This is a genomic window from Variovorax sp. OV084 (assembly GCF_900111625.1).
Classification (GTDB): domain Bacteria; phylum Pseudomonadota; class Gammaproteobacteria; order Burkholderiales; family Burkholderiaceae_C; genus Variovorax.
On record NZ_FOII01000006.1, the window covers coordinates 257,558 to 274,547 of the forward strand.

Sequence of the window (16,990 nt, forward strand, 5' to 3'; positions counted from 1 at the left end):
TTCAGACGGTGGCGGACAGTCGGTCCGGTGTGGCGGCATCGGTCGGGTCGCTGTTCTCGCTGTTCTCTATCTCTTCGATCAGCCGGGTCTCGACCAGCAGGGCCAGGTCGGCGATGGTTGGCGCCTTGAAGAAGGCGGCCGGGTGCAGCTCGACCTCGTAGGCCTTGCGCACGCGCGCCAGGATCTGGATGGCGAGCAGCGAGTCACCACCCAGCTCGAACAGGTTGTCGTGGATGCCGATGGCGGTAATGCCCAGCATGTCCTGCCAGACGGCAGCAAGGCCGGTCTCGAGGTCGCCGTCGGGCGCGACGTAGGGCGTGTCGAGCGCGGGGCGCGGGTGGTTGCGACGACCCGCGCGCGCGGCGTGGGCCAGCGGCCCGGACTCGATCAGCTCGAGCATGCCGCTGTCGAGCTCGCCAAGGCGCTGCGTCAGGTCGGTCGTGGAGATCACGACTTGCGAGAACGCCGGGCCGTTGACGATTCGTTCCAGCGCCAGCGCGCCTTCGGGGCCGTCCATGCCGACGCCTTCGGGCAGCACCATGCCAGCGGCCATGCCAAGGTCGCGCCAAGCGTCCCAGTTGACCGAGAACACCGCGTGGCGCGCACTGCGCTGCACCTGCGCGGCCAGTGCGTCGAGGTACGCGTTGGCCGCGGCGTAGTCGCTCATGCCCAGGCCGCCGGCCATGCTGGAAATGGATGAACAGAAGAGCACGAAATCGAGTGCGTCTTCGCGCACCGCTTCGAGCAGCGCCTGCGTGCCGCGCAGCTTGGGCGCGAACACGGCGTCGACCATGGCGCGGGTGCGCTGGCCGATCATCCCGCTGCTGGCATGGCCCGCCGCGTGGATCACGCCGTGGATGGCGCCGAAGCGCAGCCGGGCCTGCGCGGTGGCGGCCTTCATCTGCGCGGCATTGGCCACGTCCGCCGACAACGCGAGCACTTCACCGCCAAGGGCTTCGAGTTCGAGCAGCTGCAGCAGCTTCTGGCGCAATGCCGCTGGCTGCTCCGGCGATGCGGCCAGCGCCTCCCAGGTACTGCGCTCGGGCAACGGCGTGCGCCCGAAAAGCACCAGCTTCGCCTGCCACGACTTGGCAAGGTGCCGCGCCACGGAAAGGCCCACGCCGCCGAGGCCACCGGTGATCAGGTAGACGCCGTGGGTGCGCAGCCGCTGCTGCGGCCCCGCGCCCGGCGCCGGCAGCGCCAGCGGCTCGTAGGCCTTGACCCAGCGATGCGGGCCGCGGTACGCCACCAGCGGCTCGTCGTGGCGCGCCGGCATGTCGGCCGCGAGCTGCTTCACCAGCCATGCCTCGGCATCGCTGCCGGCTGTAGGCAGCACCACATCGACGACGCGGCTGTCGATGTGCGGATACTCCTGCCCGATCACCTTGGCCAGGCTGAACAGCGTGGCCTTCTCGGGGCACAGGGGCTCCAGCCCGCTCACGTCTTCCATCTGGTTGGTAACGACCTGGATCGCCAGCTTGCGCTCGCTGCCGGCCGACGCGCTGTCGAGGGCCTGCGCCAGGGCCAGCAGGCTGAAGAAGCCGCGCTCCAGCATCTCGCTCGACTGCGAAGGCGCTGCAAGCTCGTCGTCCACGCTCCACAGGTGATAGATCTTCGAGACCGGCCCCAGCTCGGCCTGCACCTTGCGCAGCACCTGCTCGTGGTCGGCGCGCTCGCCGGGGCGCACCGCGTAGTGGCGCGGGCTGATCTCGACGAAGCCCGGCCCCTGCTCCACCCAGACGACGGGATGCGCGTCGGCCTCACGGTGCAGGTGGCGGATCAGGCTGTCGGTGAGGCTGCGCGTTTCGCCGAACACCAGCGTGCAGGTGCCGGCCGGCGCGGGGGTGTGCACCGCCAGCAGCGGCTCGGTGCGCTTCCAGGTGGGCACGTAGAAGGCGTCGGCTGCCGGCCCTGCCTGGGCGCCGCCCTCGAATGTGCCCGCCTCGATCCAGTACGACTGGCGCTGGAACGGATAGGTAGGCAACGGCACCTGGCGGCGCGGCTGGCTCGCGCGGCAGGCGGCCCAGTCGATCTCGACACCGGCGCACCAGAGCGCGCCGGTCACGCTGGCCAGCTGCCGCTCGTTGCGGGCCTGCTGCTGTGGATGCGCCTGGCTCGCCCAGATGCCCGCGGCCGACCCGGCCAGCGGATGCTGGCGCGCGAGGCCCGACAGCGTTTCGCCGGGGCCCACTTCGAGCACGACGCGCCCAGCCACGCCGAGCAACACAGCCAGTCCGTCGGCAAAGCGCACGGTACTGCGCAGATGGCGACCCCAGTAGGCCGGGTCCACCGCCTGCTCGGCCGTGATCGGCTGGCCGGTGACGTTGGAGATGAAAGGAATGCGCGGCGCATGGCGCGGCACCGAGGCAACCACCTGCCGCAGTTCGGCCACGATGGACTCGGTCATGGCCGAGTGGGAAGCGATGGCAACGTGCAGGCGGCGCGGCATCAGGCCACCGGCGAGCAGTTGCTTTTCTGCCGCTTCGATGGCCAGCAACGGCCCCGCGAGCACGCACAGCTGATGGCCGTTGATCGCGGCGATGTCGCAGCCGGCCTGGAGGAACGGTGCGAGTTCGGCCTCGGTCAGCGCGATGGCCGTCATGGCACCGGCGGGCATCGATTGCATCAAGCGACCGCGCGTGGTGACGATGCGCAGCGCGTCTTCCAGGCTGAACACGCCGGCCAGGCAGGCAGCCACGTATTCACCAAGGCTGTGGCCCAGCATCACGGCGGGTTGCACGCCGCGCGCCATCCAGGTGCGTGCCATCGCGTACTCGACGATGAACAGCACCGGCTGCGTGTATTCGATGCACGACAACTTCTGGTCGGCTGCGGCTTCGGCACCGGCTGCCGGGTAAAGCAGCTGGCGCAGGTCCATGCCCATCGCGTCGTTCAGCAAGGCGCAGCAGCGGTCGACCTCGCCGCGGAACACCGGGTCGTCGCGGTACAGCGCCGCGCCCATGTTGGCGTGCTGCGTGCCGCCGCCGGGGAACAGGAAGGCGACCTCGGGCGCGGTGGCCGGCGCGCGCATCACCTGCTCGAAGCCGCCCTCGGGCAACAGCAGCGTCTGCGCAGCCATGGCATGGCCGTTGGCGACGATGGCCGCGCGCAGCGGCAGCGGGCGGCGGCCGCTCTGCAAGGTGTGCGCGATGTCGGCAAGCGATTGGTCGGCAGACGCTTCGAGATGGCGGCCGAGCTGCCGGCCCGCCTCCTGCAGCGCGGCGGCGTTCTGTGCCGACAGCGGCAGCACCTGCCAGCTGGACGGGTTTTCGGCCGGCTTCGCGGCCGGCGCCTCTTCGAGCACCACATGCACATTGGTGCCGCCGATGCCGAACGAGCTGACGCCCGCGCGGCGCGGCGCGGCACCCGAGGGCCATGCCTTGGTGGCGGCATTGACATAGAACGGGCTCGCCGCGAAATCGATCTGCGGATTGGGCCGCTCGTAGTGCAGGCTGGCCGGCAGCGTCTTGTGCTTGAGCGCCATCACCGTCTTGATGAGGCCGGTGACGCCGGCCGCCGCATCGAGGTGGCCGACGTTGGTCTTGACGGAGCCGATGGCGCAGTAGCCGGTGCGATCTGAATCGGCCTGGAAGGCTTGCGTCAACGCGGCCAGCTCGATCGGGTCGCCGAGCACCGTGCCTGTGCCGTGCGCCTCGATGTAGCCGACGGATTCGGCCGTCACGCCAGCAATCAGTTGCGCCGCGCGGATGACTTCGGCCTGGCCGTTCACGCTGGGCGCGGTGAAGCCGACCTTGTCGGCGCCGTCGTTGTTGGCGGCGGTGCCCTTGATGACGGCGTGGATGGTGTCGCCGTCGCGCAGCGCGTCGTCCAGGCGCTTGAGCACCACGAGGCCCGCGCCGCTGCCGATTACCGTGCCCGCGGCCTTCTCGTCGAAGGCGCGGCAGTGGCCGTCGGGCGAGAGGATGGCGCCGGCCTGGTAGAGGTAGCCGCCGTCCTGCAGCAGGTTGAGCCACACGCCGCCGGCCAGCGCCATGTCGCAGTCGTAGCCCAGCAGCGCCTGGCAGGCTGTGTGCACCGCGGCCAGCGAGGTCGAGCAGGCGGTCTGCACCGTCACTGCCGGGCCGCGCAGGTTGAGCTTGTAGGCCACGCGGGTGCACAGCGAACCGCCGGAGTTGCCGCTCATGAGGCCGAGCAGGTCGGCAATGCCGCGTCCGTCGCCCAGGCCGAACGCGGGCAGCAGGTGCCGCATGAGGTACAGGTTGGGGCCCTCGCCCGCGTACACGCCGATCTTGCCCGGCCAGGTGTGCGCGTCGCAGCCGGCATGCTCCAGTGCTGCCCATGCGCACTCCAGGAAGATGCGCTGCTGCGGATCGAGGTACTCGGCTTCGCGCGGCGAGTAGCCGAAGAAGCCGGCGTCGAACTGGTCGAAGCCCTTGAACTGGACGCCCGCCTTCACGTAGGCCGGATCGTCGAGCAGTTCCTGCGAGATGCCTTGCGCGCGCAGCTGCTCGTCGGTGAAGCCGGCTATGGACTCCACACCGTCGCGGATGTTGCGCCAGAACGCATTGACATCTTCGGCGCCCGGAAAGCGCCCCGCCATGCCGACGATGGCGATCTCGATGCCGGTGGCTGCATCGGCCTGCGCGGCCTGTTCGTTGAGGGTGTTCATCAGTTGACTCTTTCCGCTGATTTGCGACGTTGAAGCAAGGCGGCGCGCTGGCGCAGCGCACGGTCGTCGCCGGCCGTGGGCGACAACGCCGCGGGTGCATCGGCGCCGCGCGCCATCCACTGCGCCAGCGAACCGACCGTGGGGTACTTGAAAAGCTGGACCAGCGCGACGGTGGTGCGCAGCCTGTCTTCGAGCAGGCGGTGCACGCGAACCAGCAGCAGCGAATGCCCGCCGAGATCGAAGAAGTTGTCGTGAGTGCCGACCTTGTCCATCTGCAGCACTTCGGCCCAGATGGCGGCGATGGTTTCGGCGATGGGGCCTTGCGGGGCTTCGTAGGGCTTGTCGCTGGTGATGGCTGGGGTGGGCAGCGCCTTGCGGTCTACCTTGCCGTTGGCGTTCAGCGGCAGGGCATCGAGCACGACGATGACGCTGGGCACCATGTAGTCGGGCAGCGCCTCTGCAAGGCGCTCTCGCAGCGTGGCTGTGTCTATGCCTTGGCCCGAGACGTAGCCCACGAGCCGCGCTCCTGCGGGGCCTTCGTTCGCAACGACCACCGCTTCGCGTACTTCCGGCTGCGCCTGCAACTGCGCCTCGATCTCCCCCAGTTCGATACGGAACCCCCGCACCTTCACCTGGTGGTCGATGCGCCCCAGGTACTCCAGCTGCCCCTCGTTGTTCCAGCGCACCAGATCGCCCGTGCGGTACAGGCGGCTTCCGTTGGCCGCTGCGATGAAGCGCTCTGCCGTCAGTGCTGGTCGCTTCAGGTAGCCCCGTGCGAGGTTGATGCCCCCCAGGTACAGCTCACCCGCCACGCCCGCCGGCACCTCGTTCAGGCTGGCGTCCAGCACATACGCCTGCGTCTCGCTGATCGGCCGGCCAATCGGCACCTGGCTGCTGCCGTCGTCCCGGCACGTCCACTGGGTGACGTGGATCGTCGTCTCCGTCGGCCCGTACAGGTTCTGCAGCGTGGCGCCGCTCAGGCGCTGAAGTGCTTCTCTTTGCGTGGCTGCCGGCATGGCCTCGCCACCGCAGATGATGTGCTTGAGCTTCGTCGTTGCTTCGATGCCCTCGTAGGCCAGGAAGGCCTGCAGCATCGAGGGCACGAAGTTCAGTGTCGTGATCTGGTGCTTCTGGATGAGTTCGACCAGGCGCACCGGGTCGCGGTGATCGCCCGGGTTGGCAATGACCAGTCTTGCCCCTGAGGTCAATGGCCAGAACATCTCCCAGACCGACACGTCGAAGCCGAAGGGGGCCTTGTGCAGGACCGTGTCTGCACCTGCGAGGGTGTAGAACTCCTGCATCCAGGCCATGCAGCTGAACAGCGAGCAATGGCGGATGGCTGCACCCTTGGGGCGGCCTGTGGAGCCAGAGGTGTAGATGACGTAGGCCAGGTGTTCGCCGTGCAGGCTGACTTGCGGATCGGCCTCGGACTCGGACGCTGTATCGAGGGTGTCGAGTTCCAGCACCTGCAATGCGTCGGCATTAGGTATGAGATTGCGAAGATGGCTCTGGGTCAGCAGCAATGCGATGCCGCTGTCTTCGACCAAGTAGGAAAGGCGGTCTGCGGGGTACTCGGGGTCAAGGGGCACGTAGGCGCCGCCTGCCTTGAGCACGGCAAGGATGCCTACCATCATTTCTGTGGAGCGCTCCACGCAGATGCCCACCAGCACATCGGGGCCTGCGCCCATGCCGATCAGGCGGTGGGCAAGGCGATTCGCCCGGGCATTGAGTTCGCCATAGCTCAGGGCTTCGTCGCCGAACACCAACGCGGGCGCATCCGGGCGGTGCTTCGCATGCGCCTCGATCTGGCGATGCACGGGCTGTGCGCCCTCGTGGCGGCGCGGGTTCTCGCTCCAAGCCACAAGCTGCGCGCGCTCCGCAGCACCCACCAGCGCCACATCGCCCACTGCCAGCTCAGGCTCGGCAGCCAATGCCTCCAGCACCGCCACGTAGTGCCCCGCCATCCGCTCGATCGTCTCCCGATCGAACAGCTCCGCCGCGTAAACCAGCCCCAGCCTCAACCGGCCATCTGGTGTCTCGCGGGCTTCCAGCACGAGTTCGAATTGCGCCGTTCCGTCGGGCAGCGCATGGTGCGCAACCTCCAGCCCAGGCAACTGCGCCAGCGCCCGGTAGTCCTCGACAAGATGGTTGAACATCACCTGGAACAGCGGGCTCTGGCTCAGGCTGCGCTGCGGCTGCAGTGCTTCGACCAATTGCTCAAAGGGCAGGTCCTGATGCGTCTGCGCGCCCAGCACCGCTTCTTTCGCCTGCGCCACGACATCCGACAGCCGCATGCGCCCACCGATCCGGTTGCGCAACACCAGCGTATTGACGAAGAAGCCGATGATGTTTTCCGCCTCGACACGGCTGCGGTTTGCCACCGGCGCGCCGACGCGGATGTCTTCCTGCCCGGTGTAGCGGTGCAGCAGCGCCTGGAAGCCGGCCAGCAGCACCATGAACAGCGTGGCGCCCTCGCTAGCCGCGGCCTGGCGCAAGCCGGCCAGCAGTGCCCCGGGCACTTCGACGCTGTGGCGTGCCGCGCGATAGCCGATCTGCGCCGTGCGCGGACGGTCGATCGGCAGCGCCAGCACAGGATGCTCTTCGCCGAGCTGCGCGCGCCACCAGGCCAGTTGCCGCTCGGCCTCGCCCGCGGCGAGCCAGTTGCGCTGCCACGCCGCATGATCGACGTACTGGATTCGTGGCGCGGTGCTGCGCGACGGGGCATCGCCCTTCAGCCGCGCGGCATAGCCGGCCGCCAGTTCATCGAGCAGCACCTGCATCGAGGCGCTGTCGGAAATGATGTGATGCATCACCACCACCAGCAGGTGCGAGGTGTCCGACAGGCGGATCAACGCCACGCGCAGCAACGGCCCCTGCGTCAGGTCGAAGGGCGCGGCATACAGGCGCTGCGCTTCTTCTGCGGCACGTGCTTCGCGCTCGCTGGCCGCGAGGTGACGCAGATCGATCAGATTCAGAAGCGGTGCCCACGACGGGCTGATCAGCTGCTCTGCCGTGCCGTCAGCGCCTGCCAGGAATACCGTGCGCAACGACTCGTGGCGCGCGGCGATGTCTTCGAACGCGGCATGCATCGCGGCGGCGTCCAGCGTGCCCGACAGGCGCAGCGCGCCGCTCATGTGGTACGCCGTGCTCTGCGGCGCAAGCTTCCACAGGAACCATTGACGCTCCTGTGCGTGCGACAGCGGCAAGGGCTGCAGCCGGCGCTCGGCGGACAGCGGCTCGATGGCCGCCATGCCGGGCACGCGGCCCGGACGGTCCTTGCGGCTGCGCACGATGGCCGCGCAAGCGTTCAGCCGGGGCTGCTCGAAGAGGTCGCGCAGATCGAATTCGATGTTCCAGTGCCGGGCGATACGCGCGCATGCTTGAACCGCGGCCAGTGAATTGCCGCCTGAGGTGAAGAAATGCGCGTCGTGCGCCAACGCACGGTCTTCGGGCCACCTGAGCACTTCCTTCCAGATGGCCGAGACCGCTTCTCCGATTTCGTCGAGCACCAGTGCTTCCGCCGGAATCGAAGACCCGCTGCCGCCGAGCGTGAAGACGCCGTGTTCGTGGATCGCATAGGCATCGAGGCTGCGCGCCGCAAGCCCCGCGCGGCACGCCTGCCGCTGGAGCTTGCCGCTCGAAGTCTTGGGCAGCGCGCCCGGATTGAGCAGCACCACGGCGGACGGCGCCTCGCCGAACACCTCGCTGACCGCCGCACCCAGTGCATCGACCAGCAGGTGCGGAGGCACGAGCTTCTGCATGCTGCGCGAAACCTCTGCGGCCACGCCGATGCCTTCGCCATCCGGCCCCGACACCGCGAAGGCGGCGACTCGCCCCTTGCGCACGGCCTCGATCTCGGCCTCGACTGTGCGCTCGATGTCTTGCGGGTAGATGTTGTGCCCGCGAACGATGATCAGGTCCTTGATGCGGCCCGTCACATAGAGCTGCCCGCCGTGCATGAAGCCGAGATCGCCGGTGCGCAGCCAGCGCTGCCCTTCATGCATGGCGAAGGTCTCGCTGGTTTCGCGTTCCTTGCCCCAGTAGCCGGCACAGATGCTCGGGCCGCTGGCCCAGATTTCGCCGACCCGGCCAGCGTCTAGCGCGGCCAGCGAATCGGGGTCGGTGATGCGCACGTCGTGGCCGTCTGGCGCGGCGCCGCAGCCGACCAGCATCGTGCCCTGCGCGCTTTCCACGCCCTCGCCCCTGGCCAGTGCATCGGCGGAGAAGGCGCGCGCGACCAGCCCGGCGCCACGCTGTCCACCGGTGACGAACAGGGTCGCTTCCGCGAGGCCGTAGCAGGCATACACGGCGTCGGGGCCGAAGCCTGCGGGCGCGAATCGCTCGATGAATTCGGTTTCGGTGTCTGCGCGCACGGGCTCGGCGCCGGAGTAGGCGACGCGCCATGTCGAGAGGTCGAGCCCCGCGAGCCGCGCGCCCTTCACGCGATCGAGGCAGAGGCGATAGGCAAAGTCGGGGCCGCCACTCAGGGTGGCACGATGGCGCGAGATGAGTTCGAGCCAGCGCACCGGGCTTTCGAGAAAGTAGCGCGGCGAGGTCAGCACCAGCGGAATGCCGCTGTAGAGCGGCTGCATGAGGCCGCCGATGAGGCCCATGTCGTGATAGAGCGGCGCCCACGACACGAACTTGTCGTCCGGCCCGATGCCCATGCCGTCGCGAATGGCGCGCTCGTTGGCGATGAGGTTGCCGTGGGTCACGATCACGCCCTTGGGGGCGGAGGTCGAGCCTGAGGTGTATTGCAGGAACGCAGCATCGTCCACAGCGGGCGCGAACGGCATCCATGCATCGGCGAGCGCGGGACTCACCTCGTCGACGGCAATCATCTCGGCCTGCGCGAACGCATCGGCCGCGCCGTCCATCGCGGCACGCATCGCCGCCGAGGTCAGCACGCAGCGCGCCTGCGAGTCTTCCGCAATGCCCGTCAGCCGCGCGAGATGCTGCGGCCGCATGGATTCGGGCGGGAACACCGGCACCGCGATCACGCCGGCGTAGAAGCACGCCAGCATGCTCACCGCGTAATGGTCGTCGTTGTCCAGCATGACGAGGGCGCGCTCGCCCTTCGCAAACTGCTGCTGCAGGCGGGCCGCCAGCGCGCGCACGCGCGACTCGAAAACGGCGTAGGTGACCGGCTTCTCAAAGTAGGCGCCATCCGCCTCGCCCACCACCGTGAGCCAGACGTCGTCCGGCCGGCTTTGCGCCAATGCCCGCAGGTGTTCCACGAAGTTTGCGGACACCGGGTGATGCCCCGGATTCACCGTCGTTGCTGCCGTGTCTGCCATCTCGCTCACTCCAGAAAATTAGTAGGGGCGCAGCCGGCACCGGGCCGGCAGCGTTCACTCATGCCGCGTCAAGTCGATGCCCATGCAATGAGCCTTGATGCCTGCCGGCCATGGCCTGCCCCAGACGGCGCGTCAGTGCAGCCAGGAAGGCCGCCTCGTGCTGACGGATGAAGAAGTGGCCGCCATCGAACCAGTCGAGCGTGAAAGCGCCGCCGGCATGCGCCGACCAGGCCTCGATGCGCGCCGCGTCGATGTCGTCCTGTCGGCCCGCGAAGACATGCAGAGGCATTGGAAGAGGCGCATCGGCCGTGTACTCGAAGCTCTGGCACACGCGGTAGTCCGCGCCCAGCGTGTCGAGGGTGATGCGCATCAGCTCGGCGCTGGCGAAGACTTCTTCGGGGGTGCCGCCCTGCTTGCGCAGGTCGGCGATCAGCGCGGCTTCGTCATGCGTGTCGGGGAGGCGGCTCGGGTCGCGCTGCGACGGCGCGGAACTGCCCGACGCGAAAAGCGCCAGCGGCAACGGCCGACCGAGCGCACGCAGACGCTGCACGACGCCATAGGCCAGCAATGCGCCCATGCTGTGCCCGAAGATCGCGAAGCTGCCGTGCATCGCGTTCGCCTGCTCGGCGCAGATCCGCGCGACCTGGGCGTCGTAGGTTTCGACGAAGCGCTCGCCCATGCGCATGCCCCTACCCGGCAGTTCGACGGGCACGAGCTCGATCCAGCGCGGCAGCTGATGCCGCCAGCGCAAATACATCGTCGCGCTGGCGCCCGCGCAGGGCAGGCACAGCAGCGAAACCCTCGCCGACCCGGCCATCAGCTTGCGGCAGCTTCCGCGGCCATCCAGTCGCGCAGCGACTTGGGGCGCATGTCGGTCCAGTTCTTCTCGACGAAATCGAGCGCGGTCTTCTTGTCGCCCTTTACCCCGTCGACAGCCTTCCAGCCGCTGGGCACGGCCTTCCAGTGCGGCCAGATGGAGTACTGGTCTTCCTGGTTGACCAGGACGATGAAGGTTTCGTCTTCGCGATCGAAGCAGCTGGTAGACATGGGCGGTCCTTGTGCGGTTGATTGAGGAAGCAGGCGGGCAAGCGGGCCGGTGGGAGGCCGATTGCTGGGCTTCTGATCAACATGACGATTCGGGACCGAATCTGTTCACCCCGGTGCGGGGAGCGGCCAGGCGGCGCGCTGGCGACGATCAGGCGTCGTCGTCGCTGGGTGCTGCGTCTTCGGGGGTTGCCCGGTTCTGGTTTTTCTTCCACGCATCGACGTCGATGGTGGGAGGCACCAGACCCGCGAGCAGCCAGAGGCGGGCGGCCTTGTCGTAGGCCTTGCGGTGGGCGGGGTCGGCGAGAAGCCACGTCACCATTTCGACACGCGAACCTTCGCCGAAATTCTCGCGGTCGTGCTCGCGCCGCACCCAGTCCCATGCGGTGCGCCAGATGAGGTCGTCTTGCTCTTGTGCCATGCGTGTACGGTTTTACCTTACACGAAGCGGCACGAGAGTTTCTCTGCGTCAATCCTTGATCAGGTGGCGCATCGCGCCGATAGCCTCGTCCGCCTCGGCGATCAGGCGGTTCACGAGCCCGAGCGCGCAGCCCATCTGCGCCGCGATGTCGCGCTGCGTGAGGCCTTCGAGACGGTAGAGCTGGAAGGCCACGCGCGTCCTCGGGGACAGCGCCGACAGCGCTTTCTCGATCAGGCCGACAGCCTGCCGGTCGCGCATCACGCGGTCCGGCGACGCTGGTCCCGGGACATCGAGCGTCTCGACGTCCACGTCGAAGGTGCGGTAGGTGGCTTCGAGGGACTGGCGGCGGCAATGGTCGAGTGCGAGATTGCGCACCACCTGGCAGCAATAGCCCATGGGCTTGTCGACCTTGCGGTCGCAGGCGCCGTCGGCAATGCGGAGATAGGCGTCCTGCACGACATCGTCGGCAAGGTCCGTGGTGCGGACGATCCTGCGGGCCACGTGCAGAAGCTGGGCCCGATTGGCGACGAAAACATCTCCCAGAGAAGATTCGGACGTGAGTGACAGCATTTTTTGAGCAACTCCAGATTGGGGCCAGGCGTCGAAATTCGGAACGGGGCGCGTCGGGCGCATTGGCGTGGCTGCGGCTCTCCGGCCACATATTTAAATAAGAATCATTAATATTTACAAAAGGATGACAGCGCAAATTTGCGACTGTGTCCTTACCTCTATAGACGTTTGGATGCACCAAACAGAGACACCCGGACGACGTCTCGAAAGCCGTCGGCCGGGCGCATCTAAAATTCCGCCCCTTTGCCCCGTTCCGCTTCCCGCCCCTCATGAACATCGTCGTCAACGAAGAACTCAAAGCCTATATCGACCCACTGACGCCGGAGGAACACGAAGCGCTGGAACGCAGCATCCTGGCCGAGGGTTGTCGCGACGCGTTGGTGCTATGGGGCGACGTGCTGGTGGACGGCCACAACCGCTATGGCATCTGCCAGAAACACGACCTGCCGTTCAAGACGGTGCAGAACACGCGCTTCAAGACCATCGAGGACGTGCACCTCTGGATGATCGACCAGCACCTTGGCCGGCGTAGCATTTCGGATTTCCTGCGCGGCGTGCTGGCGCTGCGGAAGAAGGACATCGTCGACAAGCAGCGCAGCCGCGTCGCTGCTGAGCCAGCCTCGGCGTCCGACGCCCCGTTCGACGTCGATCCCCCCGCCGACGGCTCGCCGGACGACAGTGCGTCAGCCCCCACCCTGCCGCCACCCGCGCCGTTGAGCAGCCGCGAAGCCATCGCCAAGGCCGCACGCCTGAGCAGCAGCCAGGTCGGGATGATCGAAAAGATCCAGAAACAGGCCGCGCCGGAACTGGTGGCAGCCGTGAAGTCGGGCGTGATCTCGATCAACACCGCAGCTGCCGTGGCCACGCTGCCGGCCGAGGAGCAGGTCTCGGCCGCGAACGCCGGCAAGGACGAGCTCAAGCAGGCCGCCAAGCGCGTGCGCGAATCGAAGAAGAAGCCGCGTGAGGAGTCCGCCGAAGCGCATTCGGACGACGAACAACAACAAGTCAGGCCGGATGCGGTACAGGCGCTGGAACAGCGCGTGGCCGAACTCACAGCCGAGAATGAGGCCCTGCGCAAACAAGTGGCCGAGCTGCAGGCCCGGCTCGGCCACTGAGCCCAGCAGCCTGCTACGGCTGGATTTCGCTGATCTTCGCTCCCGACAGCGAGACGCCGGCTTCCAGCCCCACGTTCGTCATCACGAAGCCCACCACGGGCTGGCGCAGCGTGTTGGTGTCGATGCTGCCGTTGGCCCCGATGGTCGCGAGCGCCACAGTGGCGTCAGCGCCCGCTGTCCAGCCCTTGCTGCTGCGGAACTTGTCCAGCGCCGCCTGCGTGGTGAACAGATAGATCACCGCCTTCGATTGCGCACCCGCCTGGAAGCCCACCGACCCGGCGGTGGTGCTGTAGTACGACTGCGTGCGCCCGTTCACGCGCAAGGCGCCCCGGCCGTATTCAGCGCCCACGCCCAAGCTGGCCCCCATCACGGCAGGAAACACCAGCACGCCGCTCGACTTGGCGACCAGCTCGCGTGAACCTCTCACGGAGTCGTACAGCTTGGACAGCGAGGCATCGACCTGGGCGTCGATGGAAGTGCGCGAAGACGCGCTGCTGGACTGATCCTGCGGTCGCGTGGTGGTGCACCCGACAAAGGCCAGGCTGCACGCCGCCACGGCGGATGAAAGCGCCAGCATGCGGAAGTTCATGGTTTTCATGACGGAATCCTTTGCAAAAAACATGAGTCGGCGAAGAAATCTCTGCCTTCGACAGCAGATCTGCTCATGCTAAGTCTGCAAAACCGGCCCAAATCCGGTTGGAGACATCGGCCTACGCAAGGTCACGGCATCGGTGAACGGTGGTGCGCCCGGGGCCGGCCTGGAGGCGGCCCAAACGCAATGTTCGTGCAATGCAGATTCATAGCATCGCAGCGACCCCACTTTGCGCACTCCCATGACATCCGACCTCGCAAGGCCGTCGCGCCACCCAGGCGCCGGTAGCACCCGCCGCCTTGAACTGCTGGACTCGCTTCGCGGCTTCGCGCTGTTCGGCGTACCACTGTTCAATCTGCGCAGTTCTTCACTGCTCGAATTCATCGTGACGTCGATCGCGCTGCTCGCCCTGCTCTTCGGCCTGGGCTTCGCGATGCAGGCGGTGCGGCCCGGGGAGAAGCCCAACTCCATACGCCTGCTCGTTCGACGCATGCTGCAGGAGTCTGTCGCCCACCGGCGGCTCTGGGTTCGCCTGTTGAAGGTGGCGCTCGTCGTGAGCTTGGCCACGACCGCGCCGCTGATGTTGTGGGACTCCGGCGGCGCGGGTGTCAGGGTGATGCGCCTGCTGCACCAGATCGCGCTCAGCCTGTTCTGCATGGCGGCCTTCGTGCTGCTGTTCCAGCAGACCCGCTGGCGGCACTGGTTGCGCAAGCTCGCGCCCATGGGGTGCATGGCGCTGGCGAACTGGCTCGCGCAGGCACTGCTCGGGCTGGGCCTGTTCTACGCCCTCGGGCCGAGCTTCGGCTTCTTGTTGGGCATCGCCGTGCTGCAGGCGATGCTCAGTTGCTGGTGGCTGGCGCGTTGGTCGTCCCGGCAGGCAGGCCAGCTGAACGCGGCCCGCCCCCTTCGCCAGCAACCGCTCAGGGCAGAACCGTAATGCGGTTCGTCGCCGGTGGCGTCAGCGGGCTGTTCGCCTTGATGTAGGCCTCCAGGGCGTCTACGCCCTGATCGCCGCCAAGCGTGTCCGTGCCCTGGTTGAAGACGGTGAAGTTGTCGCCGCCGGTAGCCAGAAAGCTGTTCATCGTCACGCGGTAGCTGGTGCCGTCGGCCATCGCGGTTCCGTTGAGCGACAAGTTGCTGATGCGCGAGCCAGCTGGCGCCGAAGTGCTGTAGCTGTAGGTGAACCCTGCGGAGGGCAGCAGCACCTTCGGCGCGGCCACGGTGTTGGAGCCGCTGTTGAACTGCTGCTCCAGCACGGCCTTGATCTGCGCGCCGGTCATGGTCTTCACCACCAGGCTGTTGCCGAAAGGCTGCACGGCGAAGATCTGGCCGTAGGTCACGCTGCCGTCGCCGGCGGGCGCGAGGTCGGCGCGCACGCCGCCCGGGTTCATGAAGGCGATCTGCGCGGCGCCCTTGCCGGCCGGGCTGGTCGCTGTCAGTTGTGCGTCGGCGATCAGGTTGCCCAGCACGCTTTCCTTCGACGCGGTCTGCGTGCGCGTGGCCGTTGCGGTGAGCGAGCCCACCACGCGCTGCACCAGCGGTCCGGCGATGGTGAGGTACTGGTTGATGAGCGCAGCCACTTCCTGGTTCTTGTCGAAGGTCGGGTACTGGTCGGTCAGCGCGACGGTGGTGGTGCCGCTGGTGTAGGCCTCGCCCTGCACGATCACGTTGTCGGCCGCCTTGGCCGTCACCTTGCGCGTGCGGGTATCGATGGTCAGGTTGATGTCGGTCAGCAGCGTGCCGTACTGGCCGGCGCTGGTCAGCAGGAAGGGCTTGGCCGGGTTGGTCTTGCCGTAGTCGCACACGTACGAGCGGTGCGTGTGACCCGAGATCACGATGTCGACCGAGGTGTCGAGCTTGTTGAGGATCGGCAGGATGTCGCCGCTCAGGCCGGCGCAGCTCTTGTCGTTGTAGCCCACGGTGGTGGTGCCGCCTTCATGGATGACGACGACGATGGCGTCCGCGCCCTGTGCCTTCAGCTGCGGGATCAACGCGTTGGCGGTATCGGCCTCGTCCTTGAAAGTCAGGCCCGCGACGCCGGCAGGCGTCACGATGTTCGGCGTGCCCTTCAGCGTCATGCCGATGAACGCCACCTTCACTGTGGCGCCGTCCTTCGTGAAGGTCTTCATGCCGGTGGCGGGGAACAGCGTGTTGCCGTCGCCCTTCACGGTGTTGGCCGCGAGAAAGCCGAAGTTGGCGCCCGGAAAGCTCTTGTTGACGCGGCAGGGTTCGAGCGCGGTGTTCTTCGCGCAGCCGCCGTTCTTCATGCGCAGCAGTTCGGTCTGGCCCTTGTCGAACTCGTGGTTGCCGACCGCGTTGAAATCGATCTTCATCGCATTCACGGCTTCGATGGTCGACTCGTCGAGGAACAGTGCCGAGACCAGCGGCGAGGCGCCGATCATGTCGCCGGCCGATACCACCGCGTTGTTCGGGTTCTTGGCCTTCAATGAGGCGATGGCCGAGGCCAGGTAGGCCGCGCCACCGGCGGGCACCGGCACCGTGCCGCCGCCCTTGGCAGGCGCACTGATCGACAGCTTCGGCGGCTCGAGGTTGCCGTGCAGGTCGTTGAAGGCGATGAGCTTCACGTCCATGGTGCCAGGCACGGCGGGCGACGCCGGCGGCGGGTTGGTTGCCGCGGGCGGTGGCACGAAAGGAATGAAATTGTTTGAGTTGTCGCTGCCGCCGCAGGCAGTCAGGGTGGCGGCCACCACGCCGGCAACGGCAAGGCGCTTGAACGATGGATGCATGGGAACCTCTCTCCTCTGTTTTGAATGCAGCGGATGCTGGGGACGGCACATGACGGTGCCGTGAAGGCCCCTTGAGCCCGCAAGGAGATCGCCCGCTCAGGGCAGGAGCACGAGACGCATCGCAACGCCAGGGCCGAAGGCGGCCTGCAGCAGCGCCTTTGCCTGCGCGCTGCGCTCGTCGGTCAGCGATTGCACGGCGAGCCAGCCCTCGGTCGGCCGCCGCTGCAGGTGCCAGCCTTCCTGCCCAAGAAGGATGAGTCGGGCGAGCGATGCGGCATCGGCCACCGGCAGCGCCGCGGGCGTGATGTCGAGCCAGTCGGTCACCTGATCGCTCTCGCCACCCAGGCGCGCGGCTGCGCCGTCCGCCAGTGCGTGCTGCGTGGCGACGTCCTGCACCGCGCCCTGCAGCACGATGCCGCCGCCGTGCCAGCGGATTTCGAGCGATGGGGCTGCATCCGCCATGCGAGCCTGCGCATCGCTGCCGGCAGTCAGTCGCCACGCGACGGCTGCCGCCAGGATCGCCAGGCAGGCCACCGACACAGCAACAAGAATTCTGAAACGCTTCGTCATTCGA

11 protein-coding genes are annotated in these 16,990 nt (G+C 67.5%); 2 read left to right on the forward strand and 9 right to left on the reverse strand.

The window, feature by feature from the left end; genetic code table 11:
* Position 1: 1 nt before the first annotated feature.
* From BMW87_RS18440 to BMW87_RS18465, 6 genes are all read right to left on the reverse strand, one after another.
* Complete coding sequence (locus BMW87_RS18440; RefSeq protein ID WP_093077855.1) at positions 2-4,630, reverse strand: type I polyketide synthase; 4,629 nt, start codon at positions 4,628-4,630, stop codon at positions 2-4.
* Complete coding sequence (locus BMW87_RS18445) at positions 4,630-9,927, reverse strand: non-ribosomal peptide synthetase (protein ID WP_093077857.1); 5,298 nt, start codon at positions 9,925-9,927, stop codon at positions 4,630-4,632. The genes BMW87_RS18440 and BMW87_RS18445 overlap by 1 nt, the downstream gene beginning before the upstream one ends.
* A gap of 58 nt (positions 9,928-9,985) precedes the next feature.
* The gene (locus BMW87_RS18450; protein WP_093077858.1) at positions 9,986-10,744 is read right to left on the reverse strand and encodes a thioesterase II family protein; all 759 of its coding nucleotides are present in this window, start codon (positions 10,742-10,744) and stop codon (positions 9,986-9,988) included.
* Entirely contained in the window at positions 10,744-10,974 is a 231-nt protein-coding gene (locus BMW87_RS18455) for an MbtH family protein (RefSeq protein WP_093051643.1), read from the reverse strand. The genes BMW87_RS18450 and BMW87_RS18455 overlap by 1 nt, the downstream gene beginning before the upstream one ends.
* A 148-nt stretch (positions 10,975-11,122) precedes the next feature.
* Complete coding sequence (locus BMW87_RS18460; protein ID WP_093077860.1) at positions 11,123-11,392, reverse strand: DUF4880 domain-containing protein; 270 nt, start codon at positions 11,390-11,392, stop codon at positions 11,123-11,125.
* Positions 11,393-11,440: 48 nt separating this feature from the next.
* Entirely contained in the window at positions 11,441-11,962 is a 522-nt protein-coding gene (locus BMW87_RS18465; RefSeq protein ID WP_093051649.1) for a sigma-70 family RNA polymerase sigma factor, read from the reverse strand.
* Positions 11,963-12,231: 269 nt separating this feature from the next.
* Between BMW87_RS18465 and BMW87_RS18470 the strand changes: the two genes are divergently transcribed.
* Positions 12,232-13,077, forward strand: a complete 846-nt coding sequence (locus BMW87_RS18470) for a ParB N-terminal domain-containing protein (protein ID WP_093077861.1) — start codon at positions 12,232-12,234, stop codon at positions 13,075-13,077.
* A 13-nt stretch (positions 13,078-13,090) separates the two neighbouring features.
* On the opposite strand, the gene BMW87_RS18475 is transcribed toward BMW87_RS18470, so the two are convergent.
* On the reverse strand, positions 13,091-13,675 hold the full coding sequence (locus tag BMW87_RS18475; protein WP_093051892.1) for a BPSL1445 family SYLF domain-containing lipoprotein: 585 nt from the start codon (positions 13,673-13,675) through the stop codon (positions 13,091-13,093).
* Positions 13,676-13,910: 235 nt separating this feature from the next.
* On the opposite strand from BMW87_RS18475, the gene BMW87_RS18480 reads away from it, so the two are divergent.
* Complete coding sequence (locus BMW87_RS18480) at positions 13,911-14,606, forward strand: DUF418 domain-containing protein (RefSeq protein WP_093077863.1); 696 nt, start codon at positions 13,911-13,913, stop codon at positions 14,604-14,606.
* Here the strand turns inward: BMW87_RS18480 and BMW87_RS18485 are convergent.
* Both BMW87_RS18485 and BMW87_RS18490 read right to left on the reverse strand, forming a co-directional pair.
* Complete coding sequence (locus tag BMW87_RS18485) at positions 14,590-16,416, reverse strand: bifunctional metallophosphatase/5'-nucleotidase (protein ID WP_093077864.1); 1,827 nt, start codon at positions 16,414-16,416, stop codon at positions 14,590-14,592. The genes BMW87_RS18480 and BMW87_RS18485 overlap by 17 nt on opposite strands.
* Positions 16,417-16,512: 96 nt before the next feature.
* A complete protein-coding gene (locus BMW87_RS18490; protein ID WP_093077866.1) occupies positions 16,513-16,986 on the reverse strand; it encodes a hypothetical protein in 474 nt (157 codons plus the stop codon).
* Positions 16,987-16,990 lie beyond the last annotated feature (4 nt).

Coding starts and splice junctions, on each gene's coding strand:
- BMW87_RS18480 (WP_093077863.1), top strand. CDS start 13,911: ATGACATCCGACCTCGCAAGGCCGTCGCGCCACCCAGGCGCCGGTAGC.
- BMW87_RS18440 (WP_093077855.1), bottom strand. CDS start 4,630: ATGAACACCCTCAACGAACAGGCCGCGCAGGCCGATGCAGCCACCGGC.
- BMW87_RS18470 (WP_093077861.1), top strand. CDS start 12,232: ATGAACATCGTCGTCAACGAAGAACTCAAAGCCTATATCGACCCACTG.
- BMW87_RS18475 (WP_093051892.1), bottom strand. CDS start 13,675: ATGAAAACCATGAACTTCCGCATGCTGGCGCTTTCATCCGCCGTGGCG.
- BMW87_RS18490 (WP_093077866.1), bottom strand. CDS start 16,986: ATGACGAAGCGTTTCAGAATTCTTGTTGCTGTGTCGGTGGCCTGCCTG.
- BMW87_RS18465 (WP_093051649.1), bottom strand. CDS start 11,962: ATGCTGTCACTCACGTCCGAATCTTCTCTGGGAGATGTTTTCGTCGCC.
- BMW87_RS18445 (WP_093077857.1), bottom strand. CDS start 9,927: ATGGCAGACACGGCAGCAACGACGGTGAATCCGGGGCATCACCCGGTG.
- BMW87_RS18460 (WP_093077860.1), bottom strand. CDS start 11,392: ATGGCACAAGAGCAAGACGACCTCATCTGGCGCACCGCATGGGACTGG.
- BMW87_RS18455 (WP_093051643.1), bottom strand. CDS start 10,974: ATGTCTACCAGCTGCTTCGATCGCGAAGACGAAACCTTCATCGTCCTG.
- BMW87_RS18485 (WP_093077864.1), bottom strand. CDS start 16,416: ATGCATCCATCGTTCAAGCGCCTTGCCGTTGCCGGCGTGGTGGCCGCC.
- BMW87_RS18450 (WP_093077858.1), bottom strand. CDS start 10,744: ATGGCCGGGTCGGCGAGGGTTTCGCTGCTGTGCCTGCCCTGCGCGGGC.